Source organism: Kaistella yonginensis (assembly GCF_030409525.1).
GTDB lineage: Bacteria > Bacteroidota > Bacteroidia > Flavobacteriales > Weeksellaceae > Kaistella > Kaistella yonginensis.
Map to the genome: position 1 here is coordinate 142,456 of NZ_JAUFQB010000017.1, position 25,255 is coordinate 167,710.

Annotated in this window: 27 protein-coding genes; 7 read left to right on the plus strand and 20 right to left on the minus strand. The window is 34.6% G+C overall.

Going from position 1 to position 25,255, the window contains the following annotated elements; genetic code table 11:
* Window positions 1-5 precede the first annotated feature (5 nt).
* The 3 genes from QWY78_RS06525 to leuS form a co-directional block, all read right to left on the minus strand.
* On the minus strand, window positions 6-608 hold the full coding sequence (locus QWY78_RS06525; protein WP_290217736.1) for an ExbD/TolR family protein: 603 nt from the start codon (window positions 606-608) through the stop codon (window positions 6-8).
* A gap of 77 nt (window positions 609-685) precedes the next feature.
* Window positions 686-1,549 carry a MotA/TolQ/ExbB proton channel family protein gene (locus QWY78_RS06530; protein ID WP_290217738.1) on the minus strand — a complete coding sequence of 288 codons (864 nt, stop codon included), beginning with the start codon at window positions 1,547-1,549 and terminating at the stop codon, window positions 686-688.
* Between the two features lie 254 nt (window positions 1,550-1,803).
* Window positions 1,804-4,620, minus strand: coding sequence for a leucine--tRNA ligase (leuS, locus tag QWY78_RS06535; protein ID WP_290217740.1), 2,817 nt, complete (start codon window positions 4,618-4,620; stop codon window positions 1,804-1,806).
* A gap of 98 nt (window positions 4,621-4,718) precedes the next feature.
* On the opposite strand from leuS, the gene QWY78_RS06540 reads away from it, so the two are divergent.
* Together QWY78_RS06540 and QWY78_RS06545 are read left to right on the plus strand one after the other, a co-directional pair.
* The gene (locus QWY78_RS06540; RefSeq protein ID WP_290217742.1) at window positions 4,719-5,471 is read left to right on the plus strand and encodes a glycosyltransferase family 2 protein; all 753 of its coding nucleotides are present in this window, start codon (window positions 4,719-4,721) and stop codon (window positions 5,469-5,471) included.
* Window positions 5,471-6,082, plus strand: a complete 612-nt coding sequence (locus QWY78_RS06545; protein WP_290217744.1) for a deoxyuridine 5'-triphosphate nucleotidohydrolase — start codon at window positions 5,471-5,473, stop codon at window positions 6,080-6,082. Before QWY78_RS06540 ends, QWY78_RS06545 begins: the two co-directional genes overlap by 1 nt.
* Window positions 6,083-6,090: 8 nt before the next feature.
* Here QWY78_RS06545 and QWY78_RS06550 read toward each other — a convergent pair whose 3' ends face one another.
* From QWY78_RS06550 to QWY78_RS06585, 8 genes are all read right to left on the minus strand, one after another.
* Complete coding sequence (locus tag QWY78_RS06550; RefSeq protein ID WP_290217746.1) at window positions 6,091-6,732, minus strand: sigma-70 family RNA polymerase sigma factor; 642 nt, start codon at window positions 6,730-6,732, stop codon at window positions 6,091-6,093.
* Window positions 6,729-7,127: a hypothetical protein gene (locus QWY78_RS06555; RefSeq protein WP_290217748.1), complete on the minus strand. Its 399-nt coding sequence runs from the start codon at window positions 7,125-7,127 to the stop codon at window positions 6,729-6,731. The genes QWY78_RS06550 and QWY78_RS06555 overlap by 4 nt, the downstream gene beginning before the upstream one ends.
* A 79-nt stretch (window positions 7,128-7,206) precedes the next feature.
* Window positions 7,207-7,575 carry a hypothetical protein gene (locus QWY78_RS06560; protein WP_290217750.1) on the minus strand — a complete coding sequence of 123 codons (369 nt, stop codon included), beginning with the start codon at window positions 7,573-7,575 and terminating at the stop codon, window positions 7,207-7,209.
* Between the two features lie 55 nt (window positions 7,576-7,630).
* On the minus strand, window positions 7,631-8,866 hold the full coding sequence (locus QWY78_RS06565; RefSeq protein ID WP_290217752.1) for a 3-deoxy-D-manno-octulosonic acid transferase: 1,236 nt from the start codon (window positions 8,864-8,866) through the stop codon (window positions 7,631-7,633).
* Window positions 8,866-9,351: a DUF1648 domain-containing protein gene (locus QWY78_RS06570; protein WP_290217754.1), complete on the minus strand. Its 486-nt coding sequence runs from the start codon at window positions 9,349-9,351 to the stop codon at window positions 8,866-8,868. Before QWY78_RS06570 ends, QWY78_RS06565 begins: the two co-directional genes overlap by 1 nt.
* Before the next feature lie 51 nt (window positions 9,352-9,402).
* The gene (locus tag QWY78_RS06575) at window positions 9,403-10,110 is read right to left on the minus strand and encodes a C40 family peptidase (RefSeq protein WP_290217756.1); all 708 of its coding nucleotides are present in this window, start codon (window positions 10,108-10,110) and stop codon (window positions 9,403-9,405) included.
* A 15-nt stretch (window positions 10,111-10,125) separates the two neighbouring features.
* Entirely contained in the window at window positions 10,126-10,773 is a 648-nt protein-coding gene (locus QWY78_RS06580) for an O-methyltransferase (RefSeq protein WP_290217758.1), read from the minus strand.
* 103 nt (window positions 10,774-10,876) lie between these two features.
* Window positions 10,877-11,713, minus strand: a complete 837-nt coding sequence (locus QWY78_RS06585) for an OmpA/MotB family protein (protein ID WP_290217760.1) — start codon at window positions 11,711-11,713, stop codon at window positions 10,877-10,879.
* A gap of 89 nt (window positions 11,714-11,802) precedes the next feature.
* On the opposite strand from QWY78_RS06585, the gene tilS reads away from it, so the two are divergent.
* The 3 genes from tilS (at window position 11,803) to QWY78_RS06600 (ending at window position 16,186) form a co-directional block, all read left to right on the plus strand.
* Window positions 11,803-13,104 (plus strand): tRNA lysidine(34) synthetase TilS, encoded by a 1,302-nt coding sequence (tilS, locus tag QWY78_RS06590; RefSeq protein ID WP_290217762.1) that lies wholly within the window; start codon window positions 11,803-11,805, stop codon window positions 13,102-13,104.
* Between the two features lie 41 nt (window positions 13,105-13,145).
* Window positions 13,146-15,221: a protein-disulfide reductase DsbD family protein gene (locus QWY78_RS06595; RefSeq protein WP_290217764.1), complete on the plus strand. Its 2,076-nt coding sequence runs from the start codon at window positions 13,146-13,148 to the stop codon at window positions 15,219-15,221.
* A 164-nt stretch (window positions 15,222-15,385) separates the two neighbouring features.
* A complete protein-coding gene (locus tag QWY78_RS06600) occupies window positions 15,386-16,186 on the plus strand; it encodes an alpha/beta hydrolase (protein ID WP_290217766.1) in 801 nt (266 codons plus the stop codon).
* A 73-nt stretch (window positions 16,187-16,259) separates the two neighbouring features.
* Here QWY78_RS06600 and QWY78_RS06605 read toward each other — a convergent pair whose 3' ends face one another.
* From QWY78_RS06605 to QWY78_RS06635, 7 genes are all read right to left on the minus strand, one after another.
* A complete protein-coding gene (locus tag QWY78_RS06605; protein ID WP_290217768.1) occupies window positions 16,260-16,994 on the minus strand; it encodes a YggS family pyridoxal phosphate-dependent enzyme in 735 nt (244 codons plus the stop codon).
* Window positions 16,994-17,740, minus strand: coding sequence for an AAA family ATPase (locus QWY78_RS06610; RefSeq protein WP_290217770.1), 747 nt, complete (start codon window positions 17,738-17,740; stop codon window positions 16,994-16,996). Before QWY78_RS06610 ends, QWY78_RS06605 begins: the two co-directional genes overlap by 1 nt.
* 225 nt (window positions 17,741-17,965) lie before the next feature.
* Window positions 17,966-18,793: a GLPGLI family protein gene (locus tag QWY78_RS06615; protein ID WP_290217773.1), complete on the minus strand. Its 828-nt coding sequence runs from the start codon at window positions 18,791-18,793 to the stop codon at window positions 17,966-17,968.
* Complete coding sequence (locus tag QWY78_RS06620) at window positions 18,783-19,892, minus strand: hypothetical protein (protein WP_290217775.1); 1,110 nt, start codon at window positions 19,890-19,892, stop codon at window positions 18,783-18,785. Before QWY78_RS06620 ends, QWY78_RS06615 begins: the two co-directional genes overlap by 11 nt.
* 130 nt (window positions 19,893-20,022) lie before the next feature.
* Window positions 20,023-20,397 carry a helix-turn-helix domain-containing protein gene (locus tag QWY78_RS06625; RefSeq protein ID WP_290217777.1) on the minus strand — a complete coding sequence of 125 codons (375 nt, stop codon included), beginning with the start codon at window positions 20,395-20,397 and terminating at the stop codon, window positions 20,023-20,025.
* Window positions 20,360-20,830, minus strand: coding sequence for a hypothetical protein (locus tag QWY78_RS06630; protein WP_290217778.1), 471 nt, complete (start codon window positions 20,828-20,830; stop codon window positions 20,360-20,362). Before QWY78_RS06630 ends, QWY78_RS06625 begins: the two co-directional genes overlap by 38 nt.
* Window positions 20,831-21,119: 289 nt before the next feature.
* Window positions 21,120-21,626, minus strand: a complete 507-nt coding sequence (locus tag QWY78_RS06635; RefSeq protein ID WP_290217779.1) for a hypothetical protein — start codon at window positions 21,624-21,626, stop codon at window positions 21,120-21,122.
* Between the two features lie 139 nt (window positions 21,627-21,765).
* Here QWY78_RS06635 and QWY78_RS06640 point away from each other — a divergent pair, with 139 nt between their 5' ends.
* Window positions 21,766-22,278 carry a YciE/YciF ferroxidase family protein gene (locus tag QWY78_RS06640; RefSeq protein ID WP_290217781.1) on the plus strand — a complete coding sequence of 171 codons (513 nt, stop codon included), beginning with the start codon at window positions 21,766-21,768 and terminating at the stop codon, window positions 22,276-22,278.
* Between the two features lie 154 nt (window positions 22,279-22,432).
* Window positions 22,433-23,230: a copper resistance protein NlpE N-terminal domain-containing protein gene (locus QWY78_RS06645; RefSeq protein WP_290217783.1), complete on the plus strand. Its 798-nt coding sequence runs from the start codon at window positions 22,433-22,435 to the stop codon at window positions 23,228-23,230.
* An 81-nt stretch (window positions 23,231-23,311) separates the two neighbouring features.
* Here the strand turns inward: QWY78_RS06645 and QWY78_RS06650 are convergent, their stop codons facing one another.
* Window positions 23,312-23,842, minus strand: a complete 531-nt coding sequence (locus QWY78_RS06650; protein ID WP_290217785.1) for a hypothetical protein — start codon at window positions 23,840-23,842, stop codon at window positions 23,312-23,314.
* Window positions 23,843-23,848: 6 nt separating this feature from the next.
* A complete protein-coding gene (locus QWY78_RS06655; RefSeq protein WP_290217786.1) occupies window positions 23,849-25,219 on the minus strand; it encodes a DUF4153 domain-containing protein in 1,371 nt (456 codons plus the stop codon).
* Window positions 25,220-25,255 lie beyond the last annotated feature (36 nt).

Sequence of the window (25,255 nt, forward strand, 5' to 3'; positions counted from 1 at the left end):
TTATATTATTTTACAGTTTCTTGACTTGTTATTAACCAGAACTTCAAGAAGTCTATATCTCTCAATCCCTCAAATAAAGCTTTAACTTTAGGGTATTCTGTTTGCACGTCTCCTTTGATTGCTAATTTGTAATCAGGATTTACGGCTAAACTTTGTTGTACCCAATCTGTTAATTGTTTATTTGTACTATCCATTGGGATTCCCGTTTTGCTTTTGTAAGCTTTACGTTCATCATCCGGCAGGTCCAAGAATCCTTTTAATTGATTCATCGGAACTCCAATTGACTGCACATTAGAAAAAGCAACTTTTTCTGCGTCAGTAAATTTCATACCATACTTCTCACCCATTTTATCCAAGAGCGCAATTCGCTCGGTTCCGTTTTCCACGGGTGTAAAATAGAATCTTCCGTCTGTGGTCGTTAGAATAGTCATAAGACTGGCGTCCGGAAGAAGCTTTTCAGATATAGAAGATGGCGTGGTTATCGTCTCGATGTCAGGTTTTGCAAACTGAGCCGTGAGGATAAAAAACGTAAGGAGTAGAAAGGAAACGTCGGTCATCGCCGTCATATCTACTCGTATATTATGTCTTTTTGGTTTGACTCTCGCCATTGTAAATTATTTTTTATTAAACTTCTGCATTTTGAGATCTTGCGTAATTTTCAAGAGCTCCAATCGTAAGCGAATTCTTAGTGGAATTCTGCGAACGACTGCTGGATTGACATTGCGATTTCGTCGATTTTGAACGTTAATCCGTCAATTTTAGAAGTAAAATAGTTGTAGAAAATAATCGCAACTGCAGAAGTACCAATACCTAAAGCTGTATTAATCAAAGCCTCGGAAATACCGATTGATAATGCAGCTGAATCTGGTGTTCCACCTCCTGAACCTAATGCGTGGAATGCTTTAATCATCCCGATTACTGTTCCTAGTAGTGCTACTAAGGTTGCAACGGTACCCAGGGTTGAAAGAATCATCATATTTTTCTCTAACATTGGCATCTCAAGAGTTGTAGCCTCTTCAATTGACTTGTTCAATGCTACCATTTTTTGCTCTTTATTCATGGTTGAGTCATGAGATAATGCTTTGTAAGTGGTTAATCCCTCTTTCACAACATTTCCTACAGAACCTTGTTGTCTGTCACACTCTTCGATAGCCTCATCTACTTTGTTTTGGTTAAGCAATCTTCTAACTGATAATACAAAGTTATCAACGTTACCTGCACCTGCAGCTTTTTTAAGAACTAAAGCACGCTCGATTGAGAAAACGATTACGATTATCATGAATGAAATAAGAATTGGAACGATTGGTCCACCCATGTAGATAATTCCCATAAATCCTTCTGGTGTAACTTCTTTAAGTTCGATATCAGATAATGCTACTGATGCACCTGTTAACCTAGGATCCGGTTTGAAGTTACCTGGACTTCCTAAAACAAAATAATAGATTAAATACCCTATCGCTAAAAGAATAGGCAGTATTAAGGCAGGGTTTAAACCTCCTAATTTTTTAGCAACTACTTGCTCCTCGTTGTTTGAAACATTCATTTCCATACTAAACTAAATTATAATTGTTATTTTAAATTTTCGATTTGTAAAATAAAGTTAAAATATTTAATAATGCAAATACTAGAGCAGTATTAGAATTATTTTTTTTACTGTTATAAAGACCACCCATTGATATATCTTTAAAAATAGAATCAATTACTGATTATTATGGCCAAATTCAAATATACCGTTAAAAAATCAGCAAAATTTCGCCTCACTTTTTTTCGATTGTATTATAAATATTTTTTTGCTATTTAACTTTAGAGAACAATATTAATTATTTTTTTCGGGACAATGATTACTTTTTTGGGATTATTTCCCTGCAATTGTTCGATTGTTCGATTATCCGCTAATACAATTTCCTGAATTTCCGGAACTGATAACAATGCTGGCAAACTTAGTTTAAACCTCATCTTACCATTAAAGCTCACGGGATAATCTATTTCATCTTCTACCAAATATTTTTCTTCGAATTTTGGGAATGGTGCGTATTCGATTGATTCATCATAACCCAATTTATTCCACAACTCTTCTGCAATATGTGGCGCATATGGCGAGATGATAATCGCTAACGACTCTAAAATCGATCGCTTGTTTGTCTTCAGTTTTTGCAATTCATTTACTGCAATCATAAACTGGGAAACCGAGGTATTAAAGGAGAAATGATCAATATCAAACACCACTTTTTTAATTAAAGTATGCAGAATTTTATACTCTGCTTTTGTTGGTTTTTCCTCTGATACTTCGAAATGATCTCCATTATAATAAAGATTATAGAACTTTTTCAAGAATCCATAAACTCCGCTCAAACCTTGCGTATTCCACGGTTTAGATTGTTCTAAAGGACCAAGAAACATTTCGTACAAACGCAAACAGTCAGCTCCGAACTCATCACAAATATCATCTGGATTGACCACATTGTATTTTGATTTGGACATTTTTTCGACTTCGCGTTCGGTAATGTATTTCCCGTCTTCTAATATAAATTCAGCGTCAGCAAATTCGGAACGCCAATTTTTGAATTTTTCTATATTGAGTTCATCTGTTCCGCCTTTTAACAAAGAAACGTCGACGTGGATTTTTTGAACATGATGATCCTTCGATAAACTTTTAGAAACATATTGATTTGTTCCCTCAATTCTCAAAACAAACGCACTCATCCCCAAAATCATCCCTTGGTTAATCAATTTCTTGAAAGGTTCTTCTTCATTAATGTAACCTCGATCTTTCAAAAACTTATTCCAAAAACGGGAATACAATAAATGTCCAGTAGCGTGTTCGCTTCCTCCAATATACAAATCAACTTGCCCCCAATAATCAGAAAGGTTTTTATCGGTAAAAACCTCTTGGTTGTTTGGATCCATATATCTTAAAAAATACCAAGAACTTCCCGCCCAACCCGGCATTGTAGAAAGTTCGAGTGGGAAAACAGTTTCATTATTAATTAAGTCGGTAGAAACAATTTTTTCATTTTTTTCATCCCAAGCAAAAATTTTCGCATTTCCTAAAGGTGGATCTCCATCTTCTGTCGGTAAATATTTTTCAACTTTCGGCAATTCCAAAGGCAACGCAGAAATCGGCAAAGAATACGGCATTCCATTTTTGTAATAAATAGGAACAGGTTCTCCCCAATATCTTTGGCGGGAGAAAATAGCATCTCTTTGTCGATAATTCGTGGTTCCGTGACCGATATTTTTCTTTTCGATTTCAGAAATAATTAAAGTTTTTGCGTCGTCATAATTTAAACCATCCAAAAATTCGGAATTCACACACACCGAATCTTTCGAATCAAAAGACTCTTTCTGAATATCGATTTCGTTTTTAATGACATTGATAATCGGTAAATTAAATTTCTTCGCAAACCGATGATCTCTTTCATCATGGGCCGGAACAGCCATTACGGCTCCCGTTCCATAACCCATCAAAACATAATCAGAAATATAAATCGGCATTTTTTCAAGGGTGAAAGGGTTTTGTGCATAACTTCCTGTAAAAGCGCCGCTCACATTTTTCACATCTGCCATTCGATCTCTTTCCGTTTTTTTGGAGGTTTCTTCAATATAATTTTCTATTTCTTCTTGTTGAGATTCAATCGTTAAATTTTTAACCAAAGGGTTTTCTGGTGCAAGAACCATGAAAGTTGCGCCGAAAATTGTGTCGGGACGAGTGGTGAAAACTGAAATATTTTGTGAACTATTTTCTTGGATTTTGAATCTAACAATCGCTCCCTGAGATTTCCCAATCCAGTATTCCTGAGCATCTTTCAGCGGTTGTGGCCAATCTAAATTAGGCAAACCTTGCAGTAATCTTTCGGAATAAGCAGTAATTCTCATGCTCCATTGCATCATTTTCTTCTGGAAAACAGGGAAACCACCACGCTCAGACTTTCCATCTTTCACCTCATCGTTTGCTAACACAGTTCCTAAACCGGGACACCAATTTACTGTTGTTTCTGCTCGATATGCCAAGCGGTAGTTTAACAAAATATCCTGTTGATCTAATTCTGAAGCATTTTGCCACTCTTCTGCGGTAAAGTTTAATTGATCATTTTGGACCGCAGATAAATTTTGCGTTCCATGGTTTTCAAAATGATGAATTAATTCTGAAATTGTTTCGGCTTTATCTGTAGATTTATTATACCAAGAATCAAAAAGTTGAATAAAAATCCATTGGGTCCATTTATAGTACGATGGATCCGAAGTTCTAACTTCTCGGCTCCAATCAAAAGAAAAACCAATTCTACGCATTTGTTCCTCGTAACGCGTAATATTATCTTCGGTGGTGATCGCTGGATGTTGCCCGGTTTGTATCGCATATTGTTCCGCAGGAAGTCCAAAAGAATCGTATCCAATTGGGTGAAGAACATTATAACCTTGATGTCTTTTGTATCTCGCATAAATATCAGAAGCGATATAACCTAAAGGATGGCCAACGTGAAGTCCTGCTCCAGAAGGATACGGAAACATATCTAAAGCATAAAATTTCGGTTTTTCGCTATTGTTTTCGGTTTTGTAGGTTTGATTTTCTTCCCAGAATTTCTGCCACTTTTTGTCGATGGATTGATGGTCGTAAAACATTTCTTGATTTTAAATAAGTCACAAATTTAAGGTTTTGAAATGAATTTTTGAATGAAACTAATTATTGTAATTTTACCGAACTAAAGTTTAAAAACACAATGCCCGAAATTTCCATCATCACTCCTTGTTATAACTCTGAAAAATTTTTAGAACAAACCATCGAATCTGTTCTCCATCAAACTTTTACGGATTGGGAATGGATTATTACCGATGATTTTTCGAAAGATAATTCTGTTGAAATCATTAAAAAAATACAAGATCCGCGAATAATTCTCATTGAATCTAAAAAAAATGGTGGTGCTGGAAATGCAAGAAATTTATCGCTGGAAAAAGCCAGTGGAAGATTTATCACTTTTTTGGACGCCGACGATTTTTGGGAACCCAATTTTCTGGAGGAAATGATTTCCTTTATGAAAAAAGAAAACGCAGAATTGGCTTATTCCAATTATTCGAGATGTGATGACGATTTGAAGCCGAAAATTGAAGATTTCAAAGCGGATAAAGAAGTTACTTTTCACAATTTATTGAAGACTTGCCGTTTGTCTTTATTAAGTTCGATGTACGATTCTAAAAGGGTTGGAAAAGAATTTTTCCCTTCCGGAAGTAAAAGAGAAGATCACGTGATGTGGTTGAATTTATTAAAGAAAATTCCCGTCGGAAAACCTTTGAATAAAACCATGGCGAAATACAGAATGCACGAAAGCAGCGTTTCTCGAAAAAAAACCAATATTATGAAAGATCAATATTTGGTTTATAAAGATTATATGAAATTTTCTACGCTGAAATCTTGGTACTACACCGTAAATTGGGCGTTTAATGGATTTAAAAAATATTCAAAAATATTTAATTAATGGAATATTCTAAAGAATTTAAAGAAGCGCTCTCGAACTTTACGGCAAAAGAAAAAGACAAATTGATAATTCGTTTGTTGAAGAAGGACCGCATTCTGTCGCACCGTCTTTATTTCGAACTCATCGATGAAGAAACGCAGGATGACAAGCGAAATCAAATGGAAACTTTGATTAAAAATGAAGTGGAAATCGCCGCAAAAAAACACGGACGAACGAAATATTTTTTACCGAACATTCGACGAACCAGTGCGAAAATAACGGAACACGTAAAAATTACGACGGATAAATTTGGAGAAGTTTCGCTGAATCTTTTACTCATCGAACAAACCATACAATTTACACCCAAATTCGGCGATTTTTACAAATTGCAGATTTATCTTTTGAATAAACTTTTTCGTTCATTCATTTTGACCAAAAAATTAGATTCCGATTATTTTTTAGAATTGAGAGAAGACTTTGAAAAAGTGCTGCATCAAATAAAAGAAAATAAAAATTTGGAAAGATTGGCGATTCAAAATAAAATGAATTTCGATTGGTTCGACCCAGAACATATTCCAGACGACATCGATTTAATTTTAAAGAAAATAAAAGCGCAAGGATTTTTGCGCTAATTATTTATTTATTGGGAAACAATTTTCTGCATCACTCTTTCCACCATTGCATCACAATAAATGAGGTTGAATTCGAAAATTTCTTCTTTGTTATACGTTTTTTCAATCTCTTTTCTCAAGAAAGATTTCGCTCGGCTCAAACGAGTTTTTACGTTGCTTTCTGTAATATCTAAAATCTCGGCGGTTTCCAAAACATTTAATCCATTGATTTCTCGCAGCAAAAATACCGTTCTGTAATCTTCGGGAATGTGTAGCAAACTCTTCTCGATGACTGTATTTAGTTCTGTGTTCATGACTTTATTGGAGGTTTCTGTACTGCCTAATTTTGCAAAAAGCGACGGATTTTTTTCTAATGATTCTACATTTTTAAAGGCCCATTTCTGTGATTTTCGATAACATTCGTGAACCATGATTTTCGAAAGCCACGTTTTCAAAGAAGATCTATTTTGAAATTGATTCAAATGCGTATATGCCTTAATATAAGTTTCTTGCATTAAATCTTGCGTATCTTCATGACTGAAGTGATACATTTTCCCAATTCGATATAAGGATTGATTGTTTCGTCTAATAATCAATTCGAAAAGTGCCGTTTCCTGGTGTAAAATTTTCTGAATTAATTCCTCGTCGGAATATTGTGCTTGTGTTTTCATTCAACAGTTTTATTATCAAAAATTAATGCTAATCTTGCCATTGAAAATGCAGAAACCGCCATTACCAAATCTCTCACAGCGACATCGGCATAATTCCATCCTATTAATAAAGATAAAGCTATTAACATTAACCAAGCCGAAACGACTAATCCACCAATTTTTGGCATTAAGAAAACTAAAATTCCCGCTGCGGTTTCGATTACACCGACAATCATCATAAAAGTTGCGCCAGAAAACGGCAACATATCGAGCAAAGTAGGATTGATATATTGTGTCCAATCACACAAAATATTTAGAAATTTATCCAAACCTGCCACAATCGGAACGATGGTGAAGGTAAGTTTTAATAAGTTAAAGATTGGTGCAACACTGGTTTTTACTGCAGTTGATTCCATTTTGTAATATTTTTTAAGGTTTAAAAATTGAGTTCTATTGTAATAGAGTCCAAGTAAAACCAAAAGGTTACAAATGAAATTATTTTCTTTTCCACAAATCAAATTCTGCGTTATCTGAACAAGACATTGATGCGATTACATTTTCAAAATTAAACCCTTGATATTTTGACACGATTTCGTAAACTTCATCATAACCTTTCGCACCATGTGGAATTAAACAACCTTCCTCTTTTCCAAGAAGAGTTAACCAAACATCAGGTAAAAACGGTCCTTCATCGGTATTAATGAATTTAATCTGTTCAATATTTTTCCAATAAATTTGTTCCGTTTTTCTTTCAGGATGTTCTACTTTAACCAATTCATCAGTAATGGTGACCAAAAAATTATCTTCTAGGGTTTTTACTATGTCTTTACCTATCTTGAAAAAATTTTTGAAAAATCCCATCATTATAAGGTGTTCATTATGTAAGTAGATTAAATCGTGTATTTACGAATGTAAAAAATTAAGCGGAAATAATTTTACTCAGGATAATTTTCGAGGCAACCGGCTGTCCTTCAATAAATTTCAAGGCGTTTTCTCCCATTTTTTGTAAAGAAACATCATCCTTTAATAATGCTAAAAGATATGGCGCGGCAAAAAACTCATCTTCAAATGATTTACCACCATTTCTGGCGATGAGCTCGTCGGCTTCTGGGTTTTTTGTATACTGGTCTCCGAAAAAAACGGGAATTCCGAAGGTGGCCGCTTCTAATATATTATGTAGCCCTTTTGAATGAAAACCTCCACCTACAATCGCTAAATCGCCGTAAGAATAGAGTTTTGAGAGCAAACCAATACAGTCGATAATGAGTATTTTAACGTTCAAATAACGCAACGATTGTTTGTCTGAAATCTGAGAATATAAAATTGCAGCTGGAAAAAGCTCTTTTAAATGAGCCACTCTCTTTAAATCGTGTGGCGCAATAATTAGTTTTACATCTTTGTTTTTCGCCGCAATCATTTCTGCTAGACGTTCTTCTGCTTCCCAGGAACTTCCAAATACGATTGTTTTGTGATCCAATTTAAACGCTGCTATAAATTCCACCGAATTATCTCTAAGACGAAGTTGTCTAACGCGGTCATATCTTGTATCACCCGCAGTTAAAGAGTTTTTTAAACCAATTCCTTTGGCCAATGCGGTAGAATGTTTCGTTTGGTGAAAAAAGAAATCTACATTTTTTTTCAATTGCTTCACAAACCACTTACCATATGCTTTGAAGAAAACTTGAGTTTCATAAAAAAGGGCAGAAACTACATAAACTTTCGCTCCTTGCGCTTTCAATTCTTTGAGAAGGTGATACCAATAATCGTATTTTACGGTAAAGAAAATTTCTGTTTTAAAATGAGAGATAAACTCTTTTACCCATTTTTCAGTATCAAAGGGAAGATAACAAACTACATCTGCTATTGTGTTTTTTTTGATGACATGATCATAACCAGATGGTGAAAAAAAAGTAATTAAAACCTTGTGTGTAGGATATTTTTCTTTCAGTTTTTCCAAGACAGGCAATCCTTGCTCATATTCTCCCAAACTGGCAGCGTGCATCCAAATCACTCGATCTTCAGGAGAAAATTTTTTTTCCACAAAACCACAACTTTGTCTCCTTCCAGCCAAACCTTTTTTTAATTTATAATTAAAAACGGCACCAATTCTCATGGCGGCTATTAACAAGCGGATGAAGAGATTATAAAACAACATTAAGGAAGTGCATTTTGGGATCCATTTTTCTTTGAAATCTGGTAGGAATAAATCATCATTGCGAGCACCACTAAAAAAAGCAAAATGATTAAATAGTTGGTCAACGGACTCACCGTATCATATTTTTCTAAACCAACTGCAATGCTTTCATACGTGATAACGGTTAAGATCATCATCATGATAAGATGATACACACTCACGATTTTCTCTGCTTTTAGAGAATCTTCTTTTAGGTTTTGAGGCATCTTTAGCAGCGGAGAATTAATATTCTTGGATAAGTAAAAAATCAACAGGTAAATAAAGGTGGCAACTCCTGCAAAAAACCAAATCATAATGCGGGGTACAAAGAAATTGGGTTTCCCATCCCAGTCAAAATGAATCGGCACCGATAAAGGCAAATTACGATAATTGATGAAAATATAATCCCAGATAAAAATCAACAGAACAAAAGAAATAATCTTCAGGTAAAAGGGTAATTTTTTCATAATTATTCAAAATATTTCTTGCGGTCTAAAATAAACAATCTATTTGATCTATCAAATGCTGCGTAAAAACCGCAATTTATGGGTATGTTTATTCAATTCTTTATTAAAAATTCCGGTGGAGTCTACTTCATCAATCCGTACTTTTCCGTAGGCATGTATGATTTCTTGCGTGTTAAGCATCATTCCGACATGGCTGATCAATCCCTCTTCATTTTCGAAAAATGCTAAATCACCAGGTTTACTTTCTTCTACAAAACTTAATACATCACCAATTTCCGATTGTTGCTGCGCTTCTCTGGGCAACGAAATCCCGTGAGTTTTATAAACCAATTGTACAAAGCCACTGCAGTCAATTCCGAAAAAACTTCGACCGCTCCACAGATAAGGGACATTTAGAAATTGTTTGGCCGTTTCAGCAATCGTTTCTTGTGATAAAAATGATGGATTTGCGTTATCAGAGTTCACTTCACTTCCCATCGATAACAAGATTGCACCTTGTGAGGTGTTATACATTTGCATCGGATTGAATACCAATTGCGTTTTCCTTTGCGTTAAAAAGTCATCAGAAATGCTCGAAATTTGTTGCGCATCGATCCAGCCTTCATAGCCATCAAAATGCATTTTCACTTTCATAAACTTTCCTGTTGTTTGCAGAATATCAATCGTTTCTCCGTAGAGAAGCTGCGAAACCATTTCTGACTGATGAGATTGTTCTGCGCGAATGGCAGCCACTGAAACTGTACAAATTCCTTTGTTCATCGTTATTCCTAAAGTTTATTTTTTTCTGATTAAATGAAGTCCGTCGCGCAAAGGTAAAATAAGATTTTCGAAATCCTGATCTTTTGCGACCAGCTCATTCAGTTCTTTGATGATTTGTGTAGATTTTTGCTTCGGTTTTTCTTCTAAAACTTTTCCGTACCACAATACATTATCAAAAATCACCATTGCTCCACTTTTTATATGGGGTTTTATTAACTTAAAATAGTCCACATAATTTTCTTTATCCGCATCGATGAAAACGAAATCAAAAACCTCATCGGTCTTTTTCAAAAAGGATTTTGCATCGATTAGTTGAAAATCTATTTGATTAGAAAACTTACTTTCCTGAAAATATTTTTCAGGTAAATAAGCCAGTTCTTCATTCACATCTAGGGTTGTAATCTTTCCGTTTTTAGCTAAACCTTCTGCTAAACATAAGGTTGCATACCCTGTAAAAGTTCCGATTTCCAGAATGTTTTTAGGCTGACTCATCTTGGCCAGAATCGATAAAAGCCTTCCTTGTAAATACCCCGAAATCATATGAGGTTGGGTAGTTTTCTGAAAAGTTTCTTTGCGTAACCTCTTCAAAATATCGGGTTCCACAGAGGTGTGATTTTCTAAATAGCGATCCATTTGTGGACATTGTTCCTCAAAAAAACTCATTGATCATTAATTTTAAGTCAAATTTAAGCATTTAAAATAAAAAACCTTGTCGAGGTTTCTTATTCCTGACAAGGTTTGATTATATTCGATTGAAATCGGTCGCTTATTTTTTCGTGGGAGCGATTTCCATTAATTTCAAAAATTCATCTAACTTCGGCATGATGATGATTTCCGTTCTTCTGTTTTCTGCTCGTCCAGAAACTGAAGCATTGGTCGTTTTAGGATTATACTCACTTCGGCCACCTGCCGTAATTCTTGCAGGATCAACACCAAATTTTGTTTGTAGTACTTTCGCCATTGAGGTTGCTCTCAAAGCGGATAAATCCCAGTTGTCTTTTGGTAAGTTATTAGAGTTCAACGGAACATTATCTGTGTTTCCTTCAATTAAGACAGAATAGGTGTCATAATCGTTAATTACTTTTGCTACTTTACCCAGAACCTCTTGCGCAGCTGGTAAAATATTATAGTCCCCTGTTTTATACAACATATTGTCGGACAATGAAATCATCACCACTCCTTTCAATACTTTCACCTGAACATCGCCATCGGCCACATTATCCAAAGAACGCTTCAATCTGTTTGACAAAGCTAAATTTAAACTGTCGTTTTTAGAATTGGTAGAAATCAATTGCTTGATGTATTTGTTGGAAGAATTAATCTCGCCAATCAACTTATCAATATTGGCCGAACCTTTTCCAGTATTCGCCAAACACGCATCCAAGGAGGATTTCAAAGCATCATTTTGCCCTTTCAAAAGGTTATTTTCACTGGCCAAACCAGCATTAACTCCTTTTAAATCCTGAATTTCACGTTGTCGCTCACCGATATTGGTGACACATTGGTTGTAATTGGTATTCAAAGCATCAAACTGCTTCTTACTCACACAAGAAGTCATGATTAGGGCCATTCCCAAAATAGCTCCTATTTTTCCTATATTCATAATAATGTATTTATTCGCTCAAAAATAGAGAATTCATTTTGAATAGAAGAATTATCTTTGCTAAATATTCCTTAAAAAATACTTAAAAATTGCTTAATTCAGAGTCTTTTCAGCTTGCAGTGCACGCACATTTCGCCCCTTATAAAAATACAAGTTTTCTTCTTGCAATAAGTGGCGGCGTAGACTCGATGGTTTTGCTCCATTTATTTAAATCTTTGGGTTTGCAGTGTCAGGTTGCTCATCTCAATTATCAACTTCGGGAAAATGATTCTGAAGAAGATCAAAAATTAGTTGAGCGCGTTTGCGAACATTACAACATCGTTTATCATCTCTATCGGGTATCCGAAAAAGACAATAAGCCCCGAAATTCTATTCAGGATTGGGCAAGAAATTTAAGATATAGGTTTTTTAGAAAAATTCAACGACAGGAAAAATTAGATTTTATTGTCACGGCGCATCATCTGAATGATCAATTGGAAACCTTCATCATCAACCTTTCAAAAGCAGCTGGGATAAATGGTTTAAGTGGGATTCCAGCCAATGAAAACCAAATTTTGCGACCACTTCTTGGGTTTTCAAAAGAAGACATTTATGCTTACGCAAAGGAAAATAAGGTTGAGTTCAGAGAAGATCAATCCAATCAAAAGAATGATTATTTAAGGAATAAAATCCGAAATGAAATTGTTCCGAAATTAAAGGAAACCAATGAGAATTTCCTGGAGAATTTTGGTAAAAGTATTTCGTTTTTAAATAAAGCCAAAGATTTCATTGCAGAGAAAACTTTAATAATTGAAAAAGAAATTAGTCATCATCAAGAGGATTATTTACTTATTAATAGGCCTGTTTTTTTAAATCAAAGTGAATTAATCCAGTTTGAAATCTTACGAAAATATGGATTTGACGAAGTTAAAGAAATAGCGAAAATCAAAAAAGCGAAAATCGGAAAGAAATTTATTTCACGTGACTATGAATTGATGATTGACCGAGAAAACTTTGTGATTCAGAAACTCGTACTTAAAGTAGAAAATGATCTACGCGAGGAGATTTCGTTGGAAATGAATTCAGAAAATGAAATCATTATACCAGAAAATTTTCGGAAAGAAATAAAAGAACTAGGAAGTATCTCTTGGCAAATCGATGCTGATAAGATTAAATTCCCTTTAAAATTAAGACAAAAAAAAAGAGGCGATCTATTTCAACCGATCGGAATGATAGGCAAAAAGAAAATCAGTAAATTTTTTAAGGATGAAAAAATCCCTATTTTAGCGCAGCAAAAAATCTGGCTTTTGTGCGATGGAAATCATTCGATTTTAGGAATTCTTCCATTTCGCCAAGATGGTCGATTCGCTGCAACAAAAACAAGTTCGAAAATCATAAAAGTAAAATTATAGCGTTCATTAAGGTTAATGTCCTGCAAAAAGTAAAATTAGATATGAAATTTAAAAATTGGTTTATCCTTATTTTAGTATTCCTTTTTCAAGGAATAACTGCACAAATCAAAGATCCGGTAAAATTCAAATACAATATCAACGCGCTTCCTAACAACGAGTACGAAGCAATTTTAACGGCCACAATAGATAAAAACTGGCATATTTATTCTAAGGATCTTCCCGAAGATTCCGGCATCCCCACCGAGATGAAACTGAGCTCGAAAGAAGGAATCACGCTCATCGGGAAAGTAGTAGAAGTCGGTAAAAAGCACGACGAATTTTCAGAAGCTTTCGGTGCACAAATCGTATATTATTCCAATTCTGTATTATTTAAGCAGAAATTTAAACTTAAAAATAACTCAAAGCCAGCAACTATCACGGCCGAAATCACCTACCAAACCTGTGATGACCGCGTTTGTTTAGCACCGAACACTTTAGAGTTTGAGCAAAAGGTTACCCCATCAATGGTTGGACCCGACTCAACCACTTCGTCTGAAGAGGCAGCTCTGCTAACCGATTCCCACGGAAAGCCAGACAGCATCGCAACTGGTGACTTGCAAGAAACAACGATAGCAACACCCACCGCAGCAGCTCAAGAAGGGTTGAAAGTGGCTTCGATTGATTTTGAAAATCCACAAACAGATTGCGGTATCGCTAAACAAAATAATACCGAAAATTTCTGGACCTATTTATTATTAGGATTTTTTGGTGGCTTGATCGCTTTATTGACTCCATGCGTTTTCCCGATGATACCGTTGACGGTTTCTTTCTTTACCAAAGGGTCAAAAGACAAAGCGAAAGGGAAAAGAGATGCATTTATTTATGGTTTTTTCATCCTTTTAATTTTCGTTTTATTAAGTGTTCCTTTCCATATTATCGATGGAATTGCAGGAAATATTTTTAATGAGATATCAACCTCGGTCTGGTTAAACGTGGCCTTTTTCTTAATTTTCTTATTCTTCGCAGGAAGTTTCTTCGGGTATTATGATATTACGCTGCCAAGTGCGATTGCCAATAAATCGTCGAAAGCTGAAGACGCTGGTGGTATCATCGGTATATTCTTTATGGCTTTAACTTTGGTTATCGTTTCATTCTCCTGTACCGGACCGATCTTAGGAAGTTTGTTGGGAAGCGCCGTTACCGGCTCAGCTAACGTACCGATGTTATTAACTTTTGCTTTGGCAGGGTTTGGATTAAGTTGGGCGATTGTTTTCGGACTATTAGCATTGTTCCCACAAGCGCTCCAAAGTTTGCCAAAATCGGGCGGTTGGATGAATACGGTAAAAGTGGTTTTAGGATTTATCGAATTAGGACTGGCTTTAAAATTCTTATCAAAAGCAGATCTGGTATCCAAAACATTCTTCCTGAAAAGAGAATTATTTATTGTGATCTGGATTTTAATTTCTATCGGCTTGGTTCTTTATTTATTTGGGAAAATCAGATTTCCACATGATGATAAAAATGCAAAGATTTCATTGCCTCGAAAAATATTTGGAGTCTTAGGAATTGGGTTTATAATTTATTTAATCCAAGGATTATTCCCCGCAGAAAGACCAACATTACAACATTTGAGTGGAATTTTACCTCCAATTAATGTGAGTTATTTGCACAAAGAAGGCGATGGAATTTTAGGAATGCATCCTTCCCATGATTATTTTGAAGCCTTGGACATTGCCAAGAAAGAAAACAAACCATTGTTGGTTGACTTCACCGGTTATGGGTGTGAGAACTGCCGTAAAATGGAAGAATTCGTCTGGAGCGAACCCGATATTTTACCAATTCTACAAAATGAAGTGGTGCTCGCCTCCCTTTATATTGATGACAAAGAAGCTTTGCCAGAAAGTGAGCAAACATCCATCGATATGGGGAACGGACAAAAGAAAAAAATTAAAACGATTGGTGATAAATGGAGCTTGTTTCAACAAATTAACTTTAATAACAATTCGCAACCACACTATGTTTTAATTTCTCCGGATGGGAAAGTGATCAACACGCCTATTTCTGGTTATATGCCAAAAGAGGATTTCAAAGCGTTCCTAGAATGTGGAATTGCGTATTTTAAATCGCAGAAAAAATAGACTTTGACTTAGGATATAAAAATAACCGGCAGTGATTGTCGGTTATTTTTTGTTGAAATATAAGCAGCTTAAAAATACGGTTCAGCTTTGAAAAAAAACCTTTCAGTTGTATTATTTTTGAGAAATTAAGGAACCACTTTATCTTCGCCTTATAAATAAACAACATGAAAACAAAACTATTAATTCTGGTCATATTGGTAACCAAAGTGCTCTTCGTCAATGCACAAATGGATGATAAATTTTATTTCCCAAGCAAAGTGCTACAGCCTATCGCGTGGAAAAATGTGGAGGAATTAAAATTCCCCGTTGAAAACGACACCATTACCGCTCTGCTATTAAAACCCACTCAAAAAGCAAAAGCGACCATCTTCTATTTTCACGGAGCAGGCGGAAATATGACAACGTACCTACCCTTGCTAACCTCTCTATTGAAAGATCAATTTCAAATTGTAATGATTGATTTTCGCGGATATGGAAAATCGACTGGAAAACCTTTGCATAAAAATATTGCCGAAGATGGTGAGAAAATTTTTATACATCTTTCAAATCGGGCAGATCTAAAAGCCACTAAAAAAATTATTTATGGTGCTTCCATCGGAACGCAGATTGCCGCTCATCTGGCAAAAAATCATCAGGACGAGATTAGTGGATTGGTATTAGAAGGAGCGATGATTTCTTTTGGTCATATCGCCGCTGTTTATGCGCCGGAATATAAAACGTATTTGGAGAACAGTTTTGTTTCTCCTTATTCAGCCATCGAAGATATAAAACTCATCACTAAAATCCCGAAACTTATTATTCACAGCAAAGATGATAAAGATGTTCCTTACGCTCAGGGAGTTTCGCTGTTTGAGATGGCGCCACAACCAAAAGAATTTATAGAATTCAGCGGTGAACATTTATACGGATTGCAATATGAAGGTGCAAAAATTATTGCGAGTCTTAATAAAATGATCGGGAAATAAATACCTCGAAATCTAAGTTCAATTTAGAAATAGCCGGTCGTGAGGGTCGGTTATTTTCAATGGCAATATTGAATTAATTCTTCGTTTCATTCCAATAATAAGAATCGGGGTAAATTCGTTGGCCGAAAATGGCGGTTCCAACTCTTATGATGGTCGCTCCTTCTTCGATGGCGGTTTCCAAATCACCACTCATTCCCATCGATAATTCTTTCATTTCAACATTCGGAAGATTTAAAGCGATAACGTCTTGTTGAATTTTTTTGAGGTGTTGAAAACACTTTCGAACTTTTTTGGTTTCTGCACTGAATAAACCAATCGTCATCAAACCTTTTATTTGGAGGGTTTCCAGTTGTGAAACCTGTTGAATTAAATCAATCGCATTTTCTGGTGCCACACCGAACTTGCTCTTTTCTTCAGAAGTATTGACTTGTATCAGCACGTCTAAGGTTTTATTTTCAAACAACAACCTTTGGTGAAGTTTCTGCGCCAGCTCCAACCGGTCGAGTGATTGTAGACAGGAAATATTATATTTCAACAGGTCTTTGATTTTGTTGGATTGTAGATGTCCAATAAAATGGCTTTCATGCGCAAGTGATTGTAAAGACTCATATTTATCTTTTACTTCTTGCACTTTATTTTCTGCAATTAAATTTTGTCCCGCGTGAATCGCTATTTTAATATTTTCTGCGTTGACTGTTTTCGTTGCCAATAACAGCCGAACCTCTTTGGGATTTCTATGGCTTTTGAGGCAGGCATTTTCTATTCTTTGCAGAATGATTTTTAGGTTTTCTACGATTGAATCAGTCATTATTTTAGTGATTTTTCAATCCGATCCAATTCATCCAGTTGATCCATCTTCTCGAATTGGTCAATAAGCATTGATTTCATTTTTGTAAATGCGTAATCTTTGGCTTCAGCAAAAGAGATATTGTATAGTCTGTCAAATTTCTGCATTTCTGCTGGAAACGGATGCAAGATTTTATCATAGTAGGAATCTAACACTTCAGCTGTTGGCATTTCAAAATTGATACGCAATTGAAAACGACGCAGCAAGGCGTGATCGATAATTTCCGCATGGTTTGTAGCGGCAATTAGCAAAGCGTTGGTTGGAAAATAATCGATGAGCTGAATAATGGTATTCACCAATCGACGCATTTCGCCCACATCTTTATCATCGCTGCCTCTTTCTTTGCCTATTTGATCAAACTCATCCAGGAAGAGCACTGCTTTTTCACGTGCGGCTTTATCAAAGACCTGCTTGATGTTTTGTGAAGTTTCGCCAATTCTGGAACAAACGACATTGCTCAAATTTAGAATTAAAATCGGTTTTCCGAGCGCATTTGCGATGGCTTTCGCAGTGGTAGTTTTCCCACAACCAGAATGACCTTGCAAGAGCAATTTATTATTAACCGGCAAACCATATGGGGTAAGTTGATCTACGTATTTGTATTCTTTGATGAGTTGCTGAATATGCTGCAGATTGTATTTATTGAGAAATACATCTTCTAAAGAAACCACTTCTCTGTCGGTAATAATAAGATCGAAAACATTCATGAGTCAAAATTTCTACGTACAAATTTACGGAAGTAAAGTGAGATTGGATTGCGGTGTGAAATGATAAATATTATGCGCACGGATTTCACCGATTTACACAGATGAATTTTCCGTTTCATTTTATACTGGTAGAATTGGATTAAGAATAATTGTAAAAATAGTAAAATCTAGTATTTTTTTTAAAAGAATCTGTGGAAATACATTGAATCTACTCTATAAAAAAAATTAAGGATAAAAAATCGCCTTATCCAGTTCAATCGGATTATTATATTGTTTAATCATATTCCTCAATCGATCATTCACCTCTCGGCTGTTCGCTGGGTTTACGATTGTGCCATCGTTGAGATAGAATTCATTGTTTTTTGAACTTCCAATTCCGTTTTTTATAAAATTGATCGGTGATTCATAAAATTTAATTTTTGTGTTTTTAAATTTTTCCCAAGTAACAGGAATGCTCATTTGGTAAGCCATTTCAATATATTGGTTTTCTGTTGACTCTTTTATATTTTCAGATCTTACTAATGAAAATTTGTAGTTGTCTTTATCGTCAGTGATTTCCACAATAAGTCCAGGCAAACCATGGAATTTGTAAGGTCCTTCTTGAAAAGGAATTTCTTTAGAAAACCATGCTATCCAGTTTCGACCCCCCCAAGTAGTTGTGGCTTTCTGAAGCGTTAAATCTTTTACCTGCTTTTTTTCAGAGGTTAACAAAAAGTTTTGGGAATCTGTGGTTTGGAGATTTAGAACTGTATTTTCGAGTAAATCATATTCTTCAAAACTTGAACTTCCTTTCTTATGTTTAATAATTGTTGAAGTATTTAGTTTCATATCTTTAGGAAACGGAAAATTATTCACGATCAACGAATCTGCAATAAAGAAATCCCGGGTATAATAAAGAACCTCATCACCAGAAATATCTAAATGATAATTTTCTTTGGTGGTAATTTGAGAAGTTGAATCTTTTTTATATTCAACATCATAAATGAATCGGTGCGTTTGCGCTGACGCGTAAAAACATATGAGGAGTATAAAAAATGTAAAATTAGTTTTCATCTGCTTTTTCGTTTATAAAATCTTGTTCTTCTTTGCTTAAATTCACCATTCCTTTTTCATCACTCACCCTCATATCTTTCCAAAATACTCCTTTAATGATAACAGGGTTTTGAAGTCCTTTTTCATCAGTTCCTTTAAGGTTTTTAAAAATAATTTCTCTGGAATTACGGAAATCAAAAACCTTATCTCCTTGTGTGAATTTCGATCCTTCAAATTTTAAACTGATTTTAGACGGCACATATTTTTCACCACTTTTATAGAAATCGAATACGTAAATTCCGTTTGGTAATTGTTGTTGAAATTTCTCACCGTCCAAATCCTTGTATTCCGTTGGTTGATGATTTTTCTGATCGAAAACCAACTCGTAATGAGTAATTGCACGATCTTTTTTATTAAAAATAATATTTCCGGTATAAATTAAATCGGCTTCCATTTTTATTTTATATGAAATTTCTTGTTCGGTTTGATTCTCATAGATTATTCTTGCAGAAGTGATGGATTTCTTTCTATTACTAAGGCTAATAATTCTATACAATTCATAATCGAAAAAGAAATTTCCAACAAATTCATGATTCCCTTTTTGATTTTTCATTTTAATATCGAAATCACCTTTCTCAGTTTTCAAATATCGAAGATCATCTATTTGCATTTGAACAAAATTGTCAAACCTATTATTGAATGCTTCTTTGGCGTTATAATTTCCATCTCTTGTCCAGAATTTCCCGTCTGCAACCATTAATAATTTCATTTGATTATTTTCAAATGATTTCTGGGAATAAGTAATATCGTAGATCGCAGGTTTATTGTAATAAATCTTATTATAATTTTTATAAACTTCATTGAAAATCTTCTTCACATCGACACTCACAATTTTCACTTCGTCGATATCTTTATAAAGCGGTTTTAAATGAATGATTGATTGAAAATCTGATATAGATAAGGATTGATAACCAGAAATTGAAACATCAAAGCTTTTTGCATTTTCTGGAAGCGAGATAAAACCATCATCATTGCTGTAATAAATTTGATGATCAAAAATAATTCTGGCATTCGGAATCGCCTTACTATTTTCTAAATCTACTATTTTTATCTGTTTCATTTTTTGAGAAAAAACCACAGACGAACAGAAAAGGAAAATGAGTAAAAAGTATTTCATCGTTTTAAATGTTTATCAGCAAAAATATACTTTTACACTGCAACGAAATTGTAAAAATGTAAATTAAAAAATGTTAAATTATAAACCATACATTATTCTTTTCCAAATCGGTATTTTGAGAAAACTCTTTGGGTGAAAAATGAGTAAGTTCTTTAAAATCACGGTTAAAGTGTGATTGATCAAAGAATAGGTTTTCGTACGAAACTTCCGTGAGTGCAGTATTTCTGTTCTTCATCATTGTTAATGATTTCCTAAAACGGGCAATCTTCCGAAATTCAGAGGGCGATTTTCCTAATTTTAATTTGAAATATTGATTCAGATATTGTCTGGAAATATCATTTTTAAAAGCAATTTCTTCGATACTTATAGTGGTTTCTATGTCTTTTAAAATATTTTCGAATAAATCTTCTTTATCGGATTGAAAATAGATGTAAAAGTTGATCTTCAATATATTCAATCTTAATATCTTGGTCGAAGATTTCAAATACTTTAAAAAATAAATTTTTAAAATCTGGAAAAGGATTAAAATTCAACATCGATTTTTTATTATAAAAATCCTCTATGTTTTTAAAGAAGAAATTAATTCCATTAGGTTTAAAATAAATGGTCAATTCCTCGACTGGTTCTAAATAAACAACATTTAGTGGTTCTCGATACTGGAAGGTAAGACTGGAAATCTGATTTTTATGTGGTGACTTTTTTATTTCAACCAAACGATCTGTAATATTGAGTTCAACATTGTTCAATAAAGATAAAATGCAATAATTGTTGGGGAAGGTATAATACTGAAATGGGTATTTCTTATCCGTTTGCATAAAATACAGTCCTTCGATATACTTTGCGAGAATTGAAGATTTTGGATGATAGAAATCTGCGGCCATAAATGGATTATAAATTTCACCAAAAGTAGAGATATTGTTTAATAAAGAGTTATAATAAAACTATAAAGTTGAGAAGAATTTCGTTAATTAATATTTAATACCAACTTTATTACAAAATAACCCGCACTAATTGCCGGTTATTTTCGAAAGGATATAAGAATGTTATTCTAGCCTCGATGGAAGTGGAAATCCTTTTGTTACTCGTTGTGAAACGAGTAACAAAAGATTGCAACGGACAGCCGGACCGAAATTGATAAGCAGCAAAAATCTAGCTGCTCCTAAAAAAACATTACTTGCTAATTGGAAGGCTGCTAAATCCAATTGATGTTTTCACCGAAATATCAGAGGTTGGCGACTGCTTCAAAACGTACACCATTCTTTGTTGTACCGAACCCGACTTCATCATGTTGTCTAAAGTGCTCGACGTGCTGACATCCAACGAAAGAGAACTTCCGACATTATCTGGAATATCCTCTCTGGAGGCTACCAGAATCTCATTGCTGCCATTATTAGAAAGGTATACTTTAACCGATTTAAAAAGACCGACACTGGTATTCGAGTTTACCGATAGCGTGGCATTTGAAACGCGAATATCTTTCACATTGGCACCGGAACCCGTCAATTGATTTATGCTTTGCGCCGCAGAAACACTAGACAAAGTGGTATTTGCCGGAGAACCAGAAGTGACCAAAACCGTGGCATTGTACGGAAAAGTATTTTGTAAAATTGACGATACGGTTGAACAACTTCCCAAAGTAGCGGTGGCAAAAATTGCAGATAAAAACATATTTTTCATAATAGAAATATTTTAATTGTAAACGGTTATTCAGAAATCAGACCATTTCACTTGTTTAACAAAAGATTAACTTTATTAAAATTATAATGGAAGGAATATTGCATGAAATCTGCTTATTAACAGCTAAAAATATAATATTATGATTTCAGAAAAAATGAAAAATTCGGACTTTCACAAATTTTTTGTAGATGAATTAAGAGATTTATACTGGGCAGAAAATGCTTTGTTAAAAGAGTTACCGAAAATGCAAAAAGCTTCCACCAGTAAGGAATTAGCCGATGGCTTTGCAAAGCATACAAAAGAAACAAAAAAGCACATCTCTCGTTTAGAAAAAGTTTTCGAAAGTTTGGGAGAAAAAGCGACTGGGAAAAAATGTGAGGCCATGGCTGGAATTCTAAAAGAAGGAAAATCTATTATTGAAGATACGGCCAAAGATACTATGACCAGAGATGCGGGCTTGGTTCTAGCGGCGCAAAAAGTAGAACATTACGAGATTGCAACCTACGGAACATTGAAGGTTTTTGCCAGTCATATGGGACACAAGGAAGCGGAGCGACTGCTTGCAGAAACATTAGACAATGAAAAAGCTACTAATGCAAGGTTGACCGGATTGGCAGAAAGATTTATTAATAAAGAAGCGGTTACCGAGTAAGTATTAGCCGACTTAAGAATAAACGAAATCCATCTTACCTGATGGATTTTTTTGAAAATAACAAGAATAAAAATCAAAAGTATACAGAATTTAAGGCGTTCATTTTTAAAGAAGGAATACCTTTTGATAAGACCTTTACAAATATTTTAATGCGATGAAAAACACAATGAAATCATTGATGACCTCATTTCCAGTTGCGGCACTGCTGCTGGGATTAACTCTTTTTTCCTGCGATGCGCAGAAAACTACAACCGTAAATAATGCAGACCTCGACCATACTGCACAAATTGCATTGGATTGGGATGGCATTTATCGTGGAACGCTCCCGTGCGCAGATTGTGAGGGGATTAAATCTACCGTTTACCTAATGCGAAACAATACCTTTAAAACCATCAATCAATATTTAGGCAAGGAAGAGGCCAGCTTTGAAACCAGCGGAACATTCACCTGGAATAAAGAAGGAAATACTGTTACCTTAACCTCCGCAAACGATAAAACCAGCTACTTTGTGGGCGAAAACACCTTAACACTACTGGGGCAAGACGGAAAGAAGAACACGGGATCATTAGCTCCTCATTATATGCTAACCAAAGATAATTATCGAATTTTGAACAGAAAATGGAAGTTGGTAGAACTGCTTGGTCAACCTGTAAATACGCAGGAAACCATGAGAAAAGCGGCATTTATACAGTTCGTGGATCAAGACAATCGCTATTCTGCTTCAGCGGGCTGCAATATGATTTCCGGAAATTTTAGGACAGAATCATACAACCGTTTAAAACTTTCAATGGGTATGAGTACGCAAATGGCTTGTGAAAATATGAAATTAGAAAACGAGCTTCTCGAGGTTTTAAACACGGCCGATCAATTCCAAATTGATGGACAACATTTGATTCTAATTAAAGGAAAAAGGGCGCCGTTGGCAAAATTTGTCGCGCCTGTAAACGAATAAAAATATCTGCAAAAAATAGAAAACCGTCTCGGCACTGAGACGGTTTTTTCATGATCCAATCTTAATTTATCCTCATAAATACTATTTCAGTTCAATAGAAAATTTCCCCGTACTTGCTCCAGATGCCATCAAATTTTTTCCAACGATTAACCAAATTTCGCCGTTCCTGTCAATTTCAAAATTTAAATCGACTCCGAATGGTCCATCGAATTCACCATTGGGTAATTTTATTTGGTTGAAACGGATATTCATTTCAGGATTTTCCGGGATAATTTTTCCAGTGATTTTCTTTCCTTTAAAGTTTTTTATTTGCAAAATATATTGCTGATCTGAGCTTGTAAATTCATCGGAAATTTTTAATGGCAGCCTATTTCCATCGATGGTTTTGGTGATTTTACCTCCTTGCACGACACGAAAAGTAGGATCGGTTTCTGTTGAATTATCATCATCATTTAGAATCACTTTTCCGTTTGCAAAAGAATCAGAATCGCTTTCTACAAAAGTTCCATCGGAAACAATAACAGAATCATTTTCTGTGGTAATTTCAGCAGTGGCTATCTCTTTGGTGCAAGAAATTAGAAAAATAGGAATGAGAAGCAATAGTTTTTTCATGACAGGTTATTTTATGGTTTCGTAAAAAAGGGATTTCGAAAGAAAAGTTTTCCCCTGCTTATTTTTGATTTGGGTTATAATTTCAGGTTTCAACTTCAGATCTTTCTTTTCATCGGCATAATTCAGCAATTGCTTTTCGCTAAAATTAATGGCTCCACGATGAAAATTCAAGGCAAAATCTTGTCTTTGTCGATTGTTCAAGGTGATTATTCCACCCCAGTTGATGTAACTGCAAACCAAAATTGTTCCGTAAAAATACCAGATCATGTGGTTAAAAAGAAAGGCATTGGTTTTTTGTTGGTGAATTTTCAGAAAAGTAATCATCAAACCAATTAATGACAAGATAAGAAATGCATACACTCCCAAAGTTTTGTAGGTTAATCCCAAAACAACGTTGTATTCTACATTTTTTGCCATCGCAGAAATGACCAAAACCGCATTGAGGAAAATCCAGATTTTGGCTAAGACTTTCAGGGATTTTGCTTTTTCATCAAAATTAAAATTGCCTTTGAAATAAAATAGAATCACGCAAATTGCCATTAATATTGATAAAATTAACGCATTTACTCTGTCATGTGTTTCTGCCGAAAGCTCATTGATGGTTTTTGGGATTTCTACAAATTGTTCATAATTAAAAGTGAAAATGAAAATAACCAATAAAATATTTAAAGCCAAAAGTGAAACAATTCCACTGGTCCTTTCCGCATCGATTTCTAAAAAAGTAAAGGTTGGATTTTTGGTTTTATCTTCATTAATAAAATCATTTTTGAGGAAATGATTTTGTTTGTAAAAGATTCTCAGCACTGTAAAATTCCAGATATTAAAAGCGATAAAAAAGCCGAGTAAAGAAAGCCAAAAGAATTCCCAAAAATTAAAATCGAACTCGATGTTTGCGAACAAATGGGCGAAATGATCGCTTCCTAAAGTGTAAATTGTGAAGAAAATGATGATGAAAAATGCAGGAATTACAACGATAGAAATAATCTTCTGTACACTTCCGGAAGTATTTTTTTTCGGTAACCAATCTTCAAAATTGAAAAATCTACAAATAAAAGTGAAGAAATTAATTGCAAAAACCGGTAGGGTAAAAATGGATTTCAAATTTTTATTATTTGATTTAAATGCCAGCAAAAGAACCGAAGTAAAAACGGCAAGAAACGATGAAAAATCTCCGTACCACGCAAAAGCGACACTCGATAAAATGGAAGTAACAAAAATAATCAAAAAAGTTTGGGTTCTGTTTCTTTCGGGGGTTTTGAAAAGTAAAAGCAAGGAATAAGCAATTCCCAGAATTCCGAGATTAAGTCCAAGGTTTTCGCCGTAAAAAAGCGTGATAAAAAGTAAGGTTGTGAGGAGGATGAAGTGGTGAGTTTTCATGATTTTAATTTTTGATGATTGTTTATTTTTATATTA

Bases quoted from the DNA above. Each gene is read 5' to 3' on its own strand.
- QWY78_RS06525 (WP_290217736.1), bottom strand. From the start codon at position 608: ATGGCGAGAGTCAAACCAAAAAGACATAATATACGAGTAGATATGACG.
- QWY78_RS06530 (WP_290217738.1), bottom strand. From the start codon at position 1,549: ATGGAAATGAATGTTTCAAACAACGAGGAGCAAGTAGTTGCTAAAAAA.
- leuS (WP_290217740.1), bottom strand. From the start codon at position 4,620: ATGTTTTACGACCATCAATCCATCGACAAAAAGTGGCAGAAATTCTGG.
- QWY78_RS06540 (WP_290217742.1), top strand. From the start codon at position 4,719: ATGCCCGAAATTTCCATCATCACTCCTTGTTATAACTCTGAAAAATTT.
- QWY78_RS06545 (WP_290217744.1), top strand. From the start codon at position 5,471: ATGGAATATTCTAAAGAATTTAAAGAAGCGCTCTCGAACTTTACGGCA.
- QWY78_RS06550 (WP_290217746.1), bottom strand. From the start codon at position 6,732: ATGAAAACACAAGCACAATATTCCGACGAGGAATTAATTCAGAAAATT.
- QWY78_RS06555 (WP_290217748.1), bottom strand. From the start codon at position 7,127: ATGGAATCAACTGCAGTAAAAACCAGTGTTGCACCAATCTTTAACTTA.
- QWY78_RS06560 (WP_290217750.1), bottom strand. From the start codon at position 7,575: ATGATGGGATTTTTCAAAAATTTTTTCAAGATAGGTAAAGACATAGTA.
- QWY78_RS06565 (WP_290217752.1), bottom strand. From the start codon at position 8,866: ATGTTGTTTTATAATCTCTTCATCCGCTTGTTAATAGCCGCCATGAGA.
- QWY78_RS06570 (WP_290217754.1), bottom strand. From the start codon at position 9,351: ATGAAAAAATTACCCTTTTACCTGAAGATTATTTCTTTTGTTCTGTTG.
- QWY78_RS06575 (WP_290217756.1), bottom strand. From the start codon at position 10,110: ATGAACAAAGGAATTTGTACAGTTTCAGTGGCTGCCATTCGCGCAGAA.
- QWY78_RS06580 (WP_290217758.1), bottom strand. From the start codon at position 10,773: ATGAGTTTTTTTGAGGAACAATGTCCACAAATGGATCGCTATTTAGAA.
- QWY78_RS06585 (WP_290217760.1), bottom strand. From the start codon at position 11,713: ATGAATATAGGAAAAATAGGAGCTATTTTGGGAATGGCCCTAATCATG.
- QWY78_RS06595 (WP_290217764.1), top strand. From the start codon at position 13,146: ATGAAATTTAAAAATTGGTTTATCCTTATTTTAGTATTCCTTTTTCAA.
- QWY78_RS06600 (WP_290217766.1), top strand. From the start codon at position 15,386: ATGAAAACAAAACTATTAATTCTGGTCATATTGGTAACCAAAGTGCTC.
- QWY78_RS06605 (WP_290217768.1), bottom strand. From the start codon at position 16,994: ATGACTGATTCAATCGTAGAAAACCTAAAAATCATTCTGCAAAGAATA.
- QWY78_RS06610 (WP_290217770.1), bottom strand. From the start codon at position 17,740: ATGAATGTTTTCGATCTTATTATTACCGACAGAGAAGTGGTTTCTTTA.
- QWY78_RS06615 (WP_290217773.1), bottom strand. From the start codon at position 18,793: ATGAAAACTAATTTTACATTTTTTATACTCCTCATATGTTTTTACGCG.
- QWY78_RS06620 (WP_290217775.1), bottom strand. From the start codon at position 19,892: ATGAAACAGATAAAAATAGTAGATTTAGAAAATAGTAAGGCGATTCCG.
- QWY78_RS06630 (WP_290217778.1), bottom strand. From the start codon at position 20,830: ATGGCCGCAGATTTCTATCATCCAAAATCTTCAATTCTCGCAAAGTAT.
- QWY78_RS06635 (WP_290217779.1), bottom strand. From the start codon at position 21,626: ATGAAAAATATGTTTTTATCTGCAATTTTTGCCACCGCTACTTTGGGA.
- QWY78_RS06640 (WP_290217781.1), top strand. From the start codon at position 21,766: ATGATTTCAGAAAAAATGAAAAATTCGGACTTTCACAAATTTTTTGTA.
- QWY78_RS06645 (WP_290217783.1), top strand. From the start codon at position 22,433: ATGAAAAACACAATGAAATCATTGATGACCTCATTTCCAGTTGCGGCA.
- QWY78_RS06650 (WP_290217785.1), bottom strand. From the start codon at position 23,842: ATGAAAAAACTATTGCTTCTCATTCCTATTTTTCTAATTTCTTGCACC.
- QWY78_RS06655 (WP_290217786.1), bottom strand. From the start codon at position 25,219: ATGAAAACTCACCACTTCATCCTCCTCACAACCTTACTTTTTATCACG.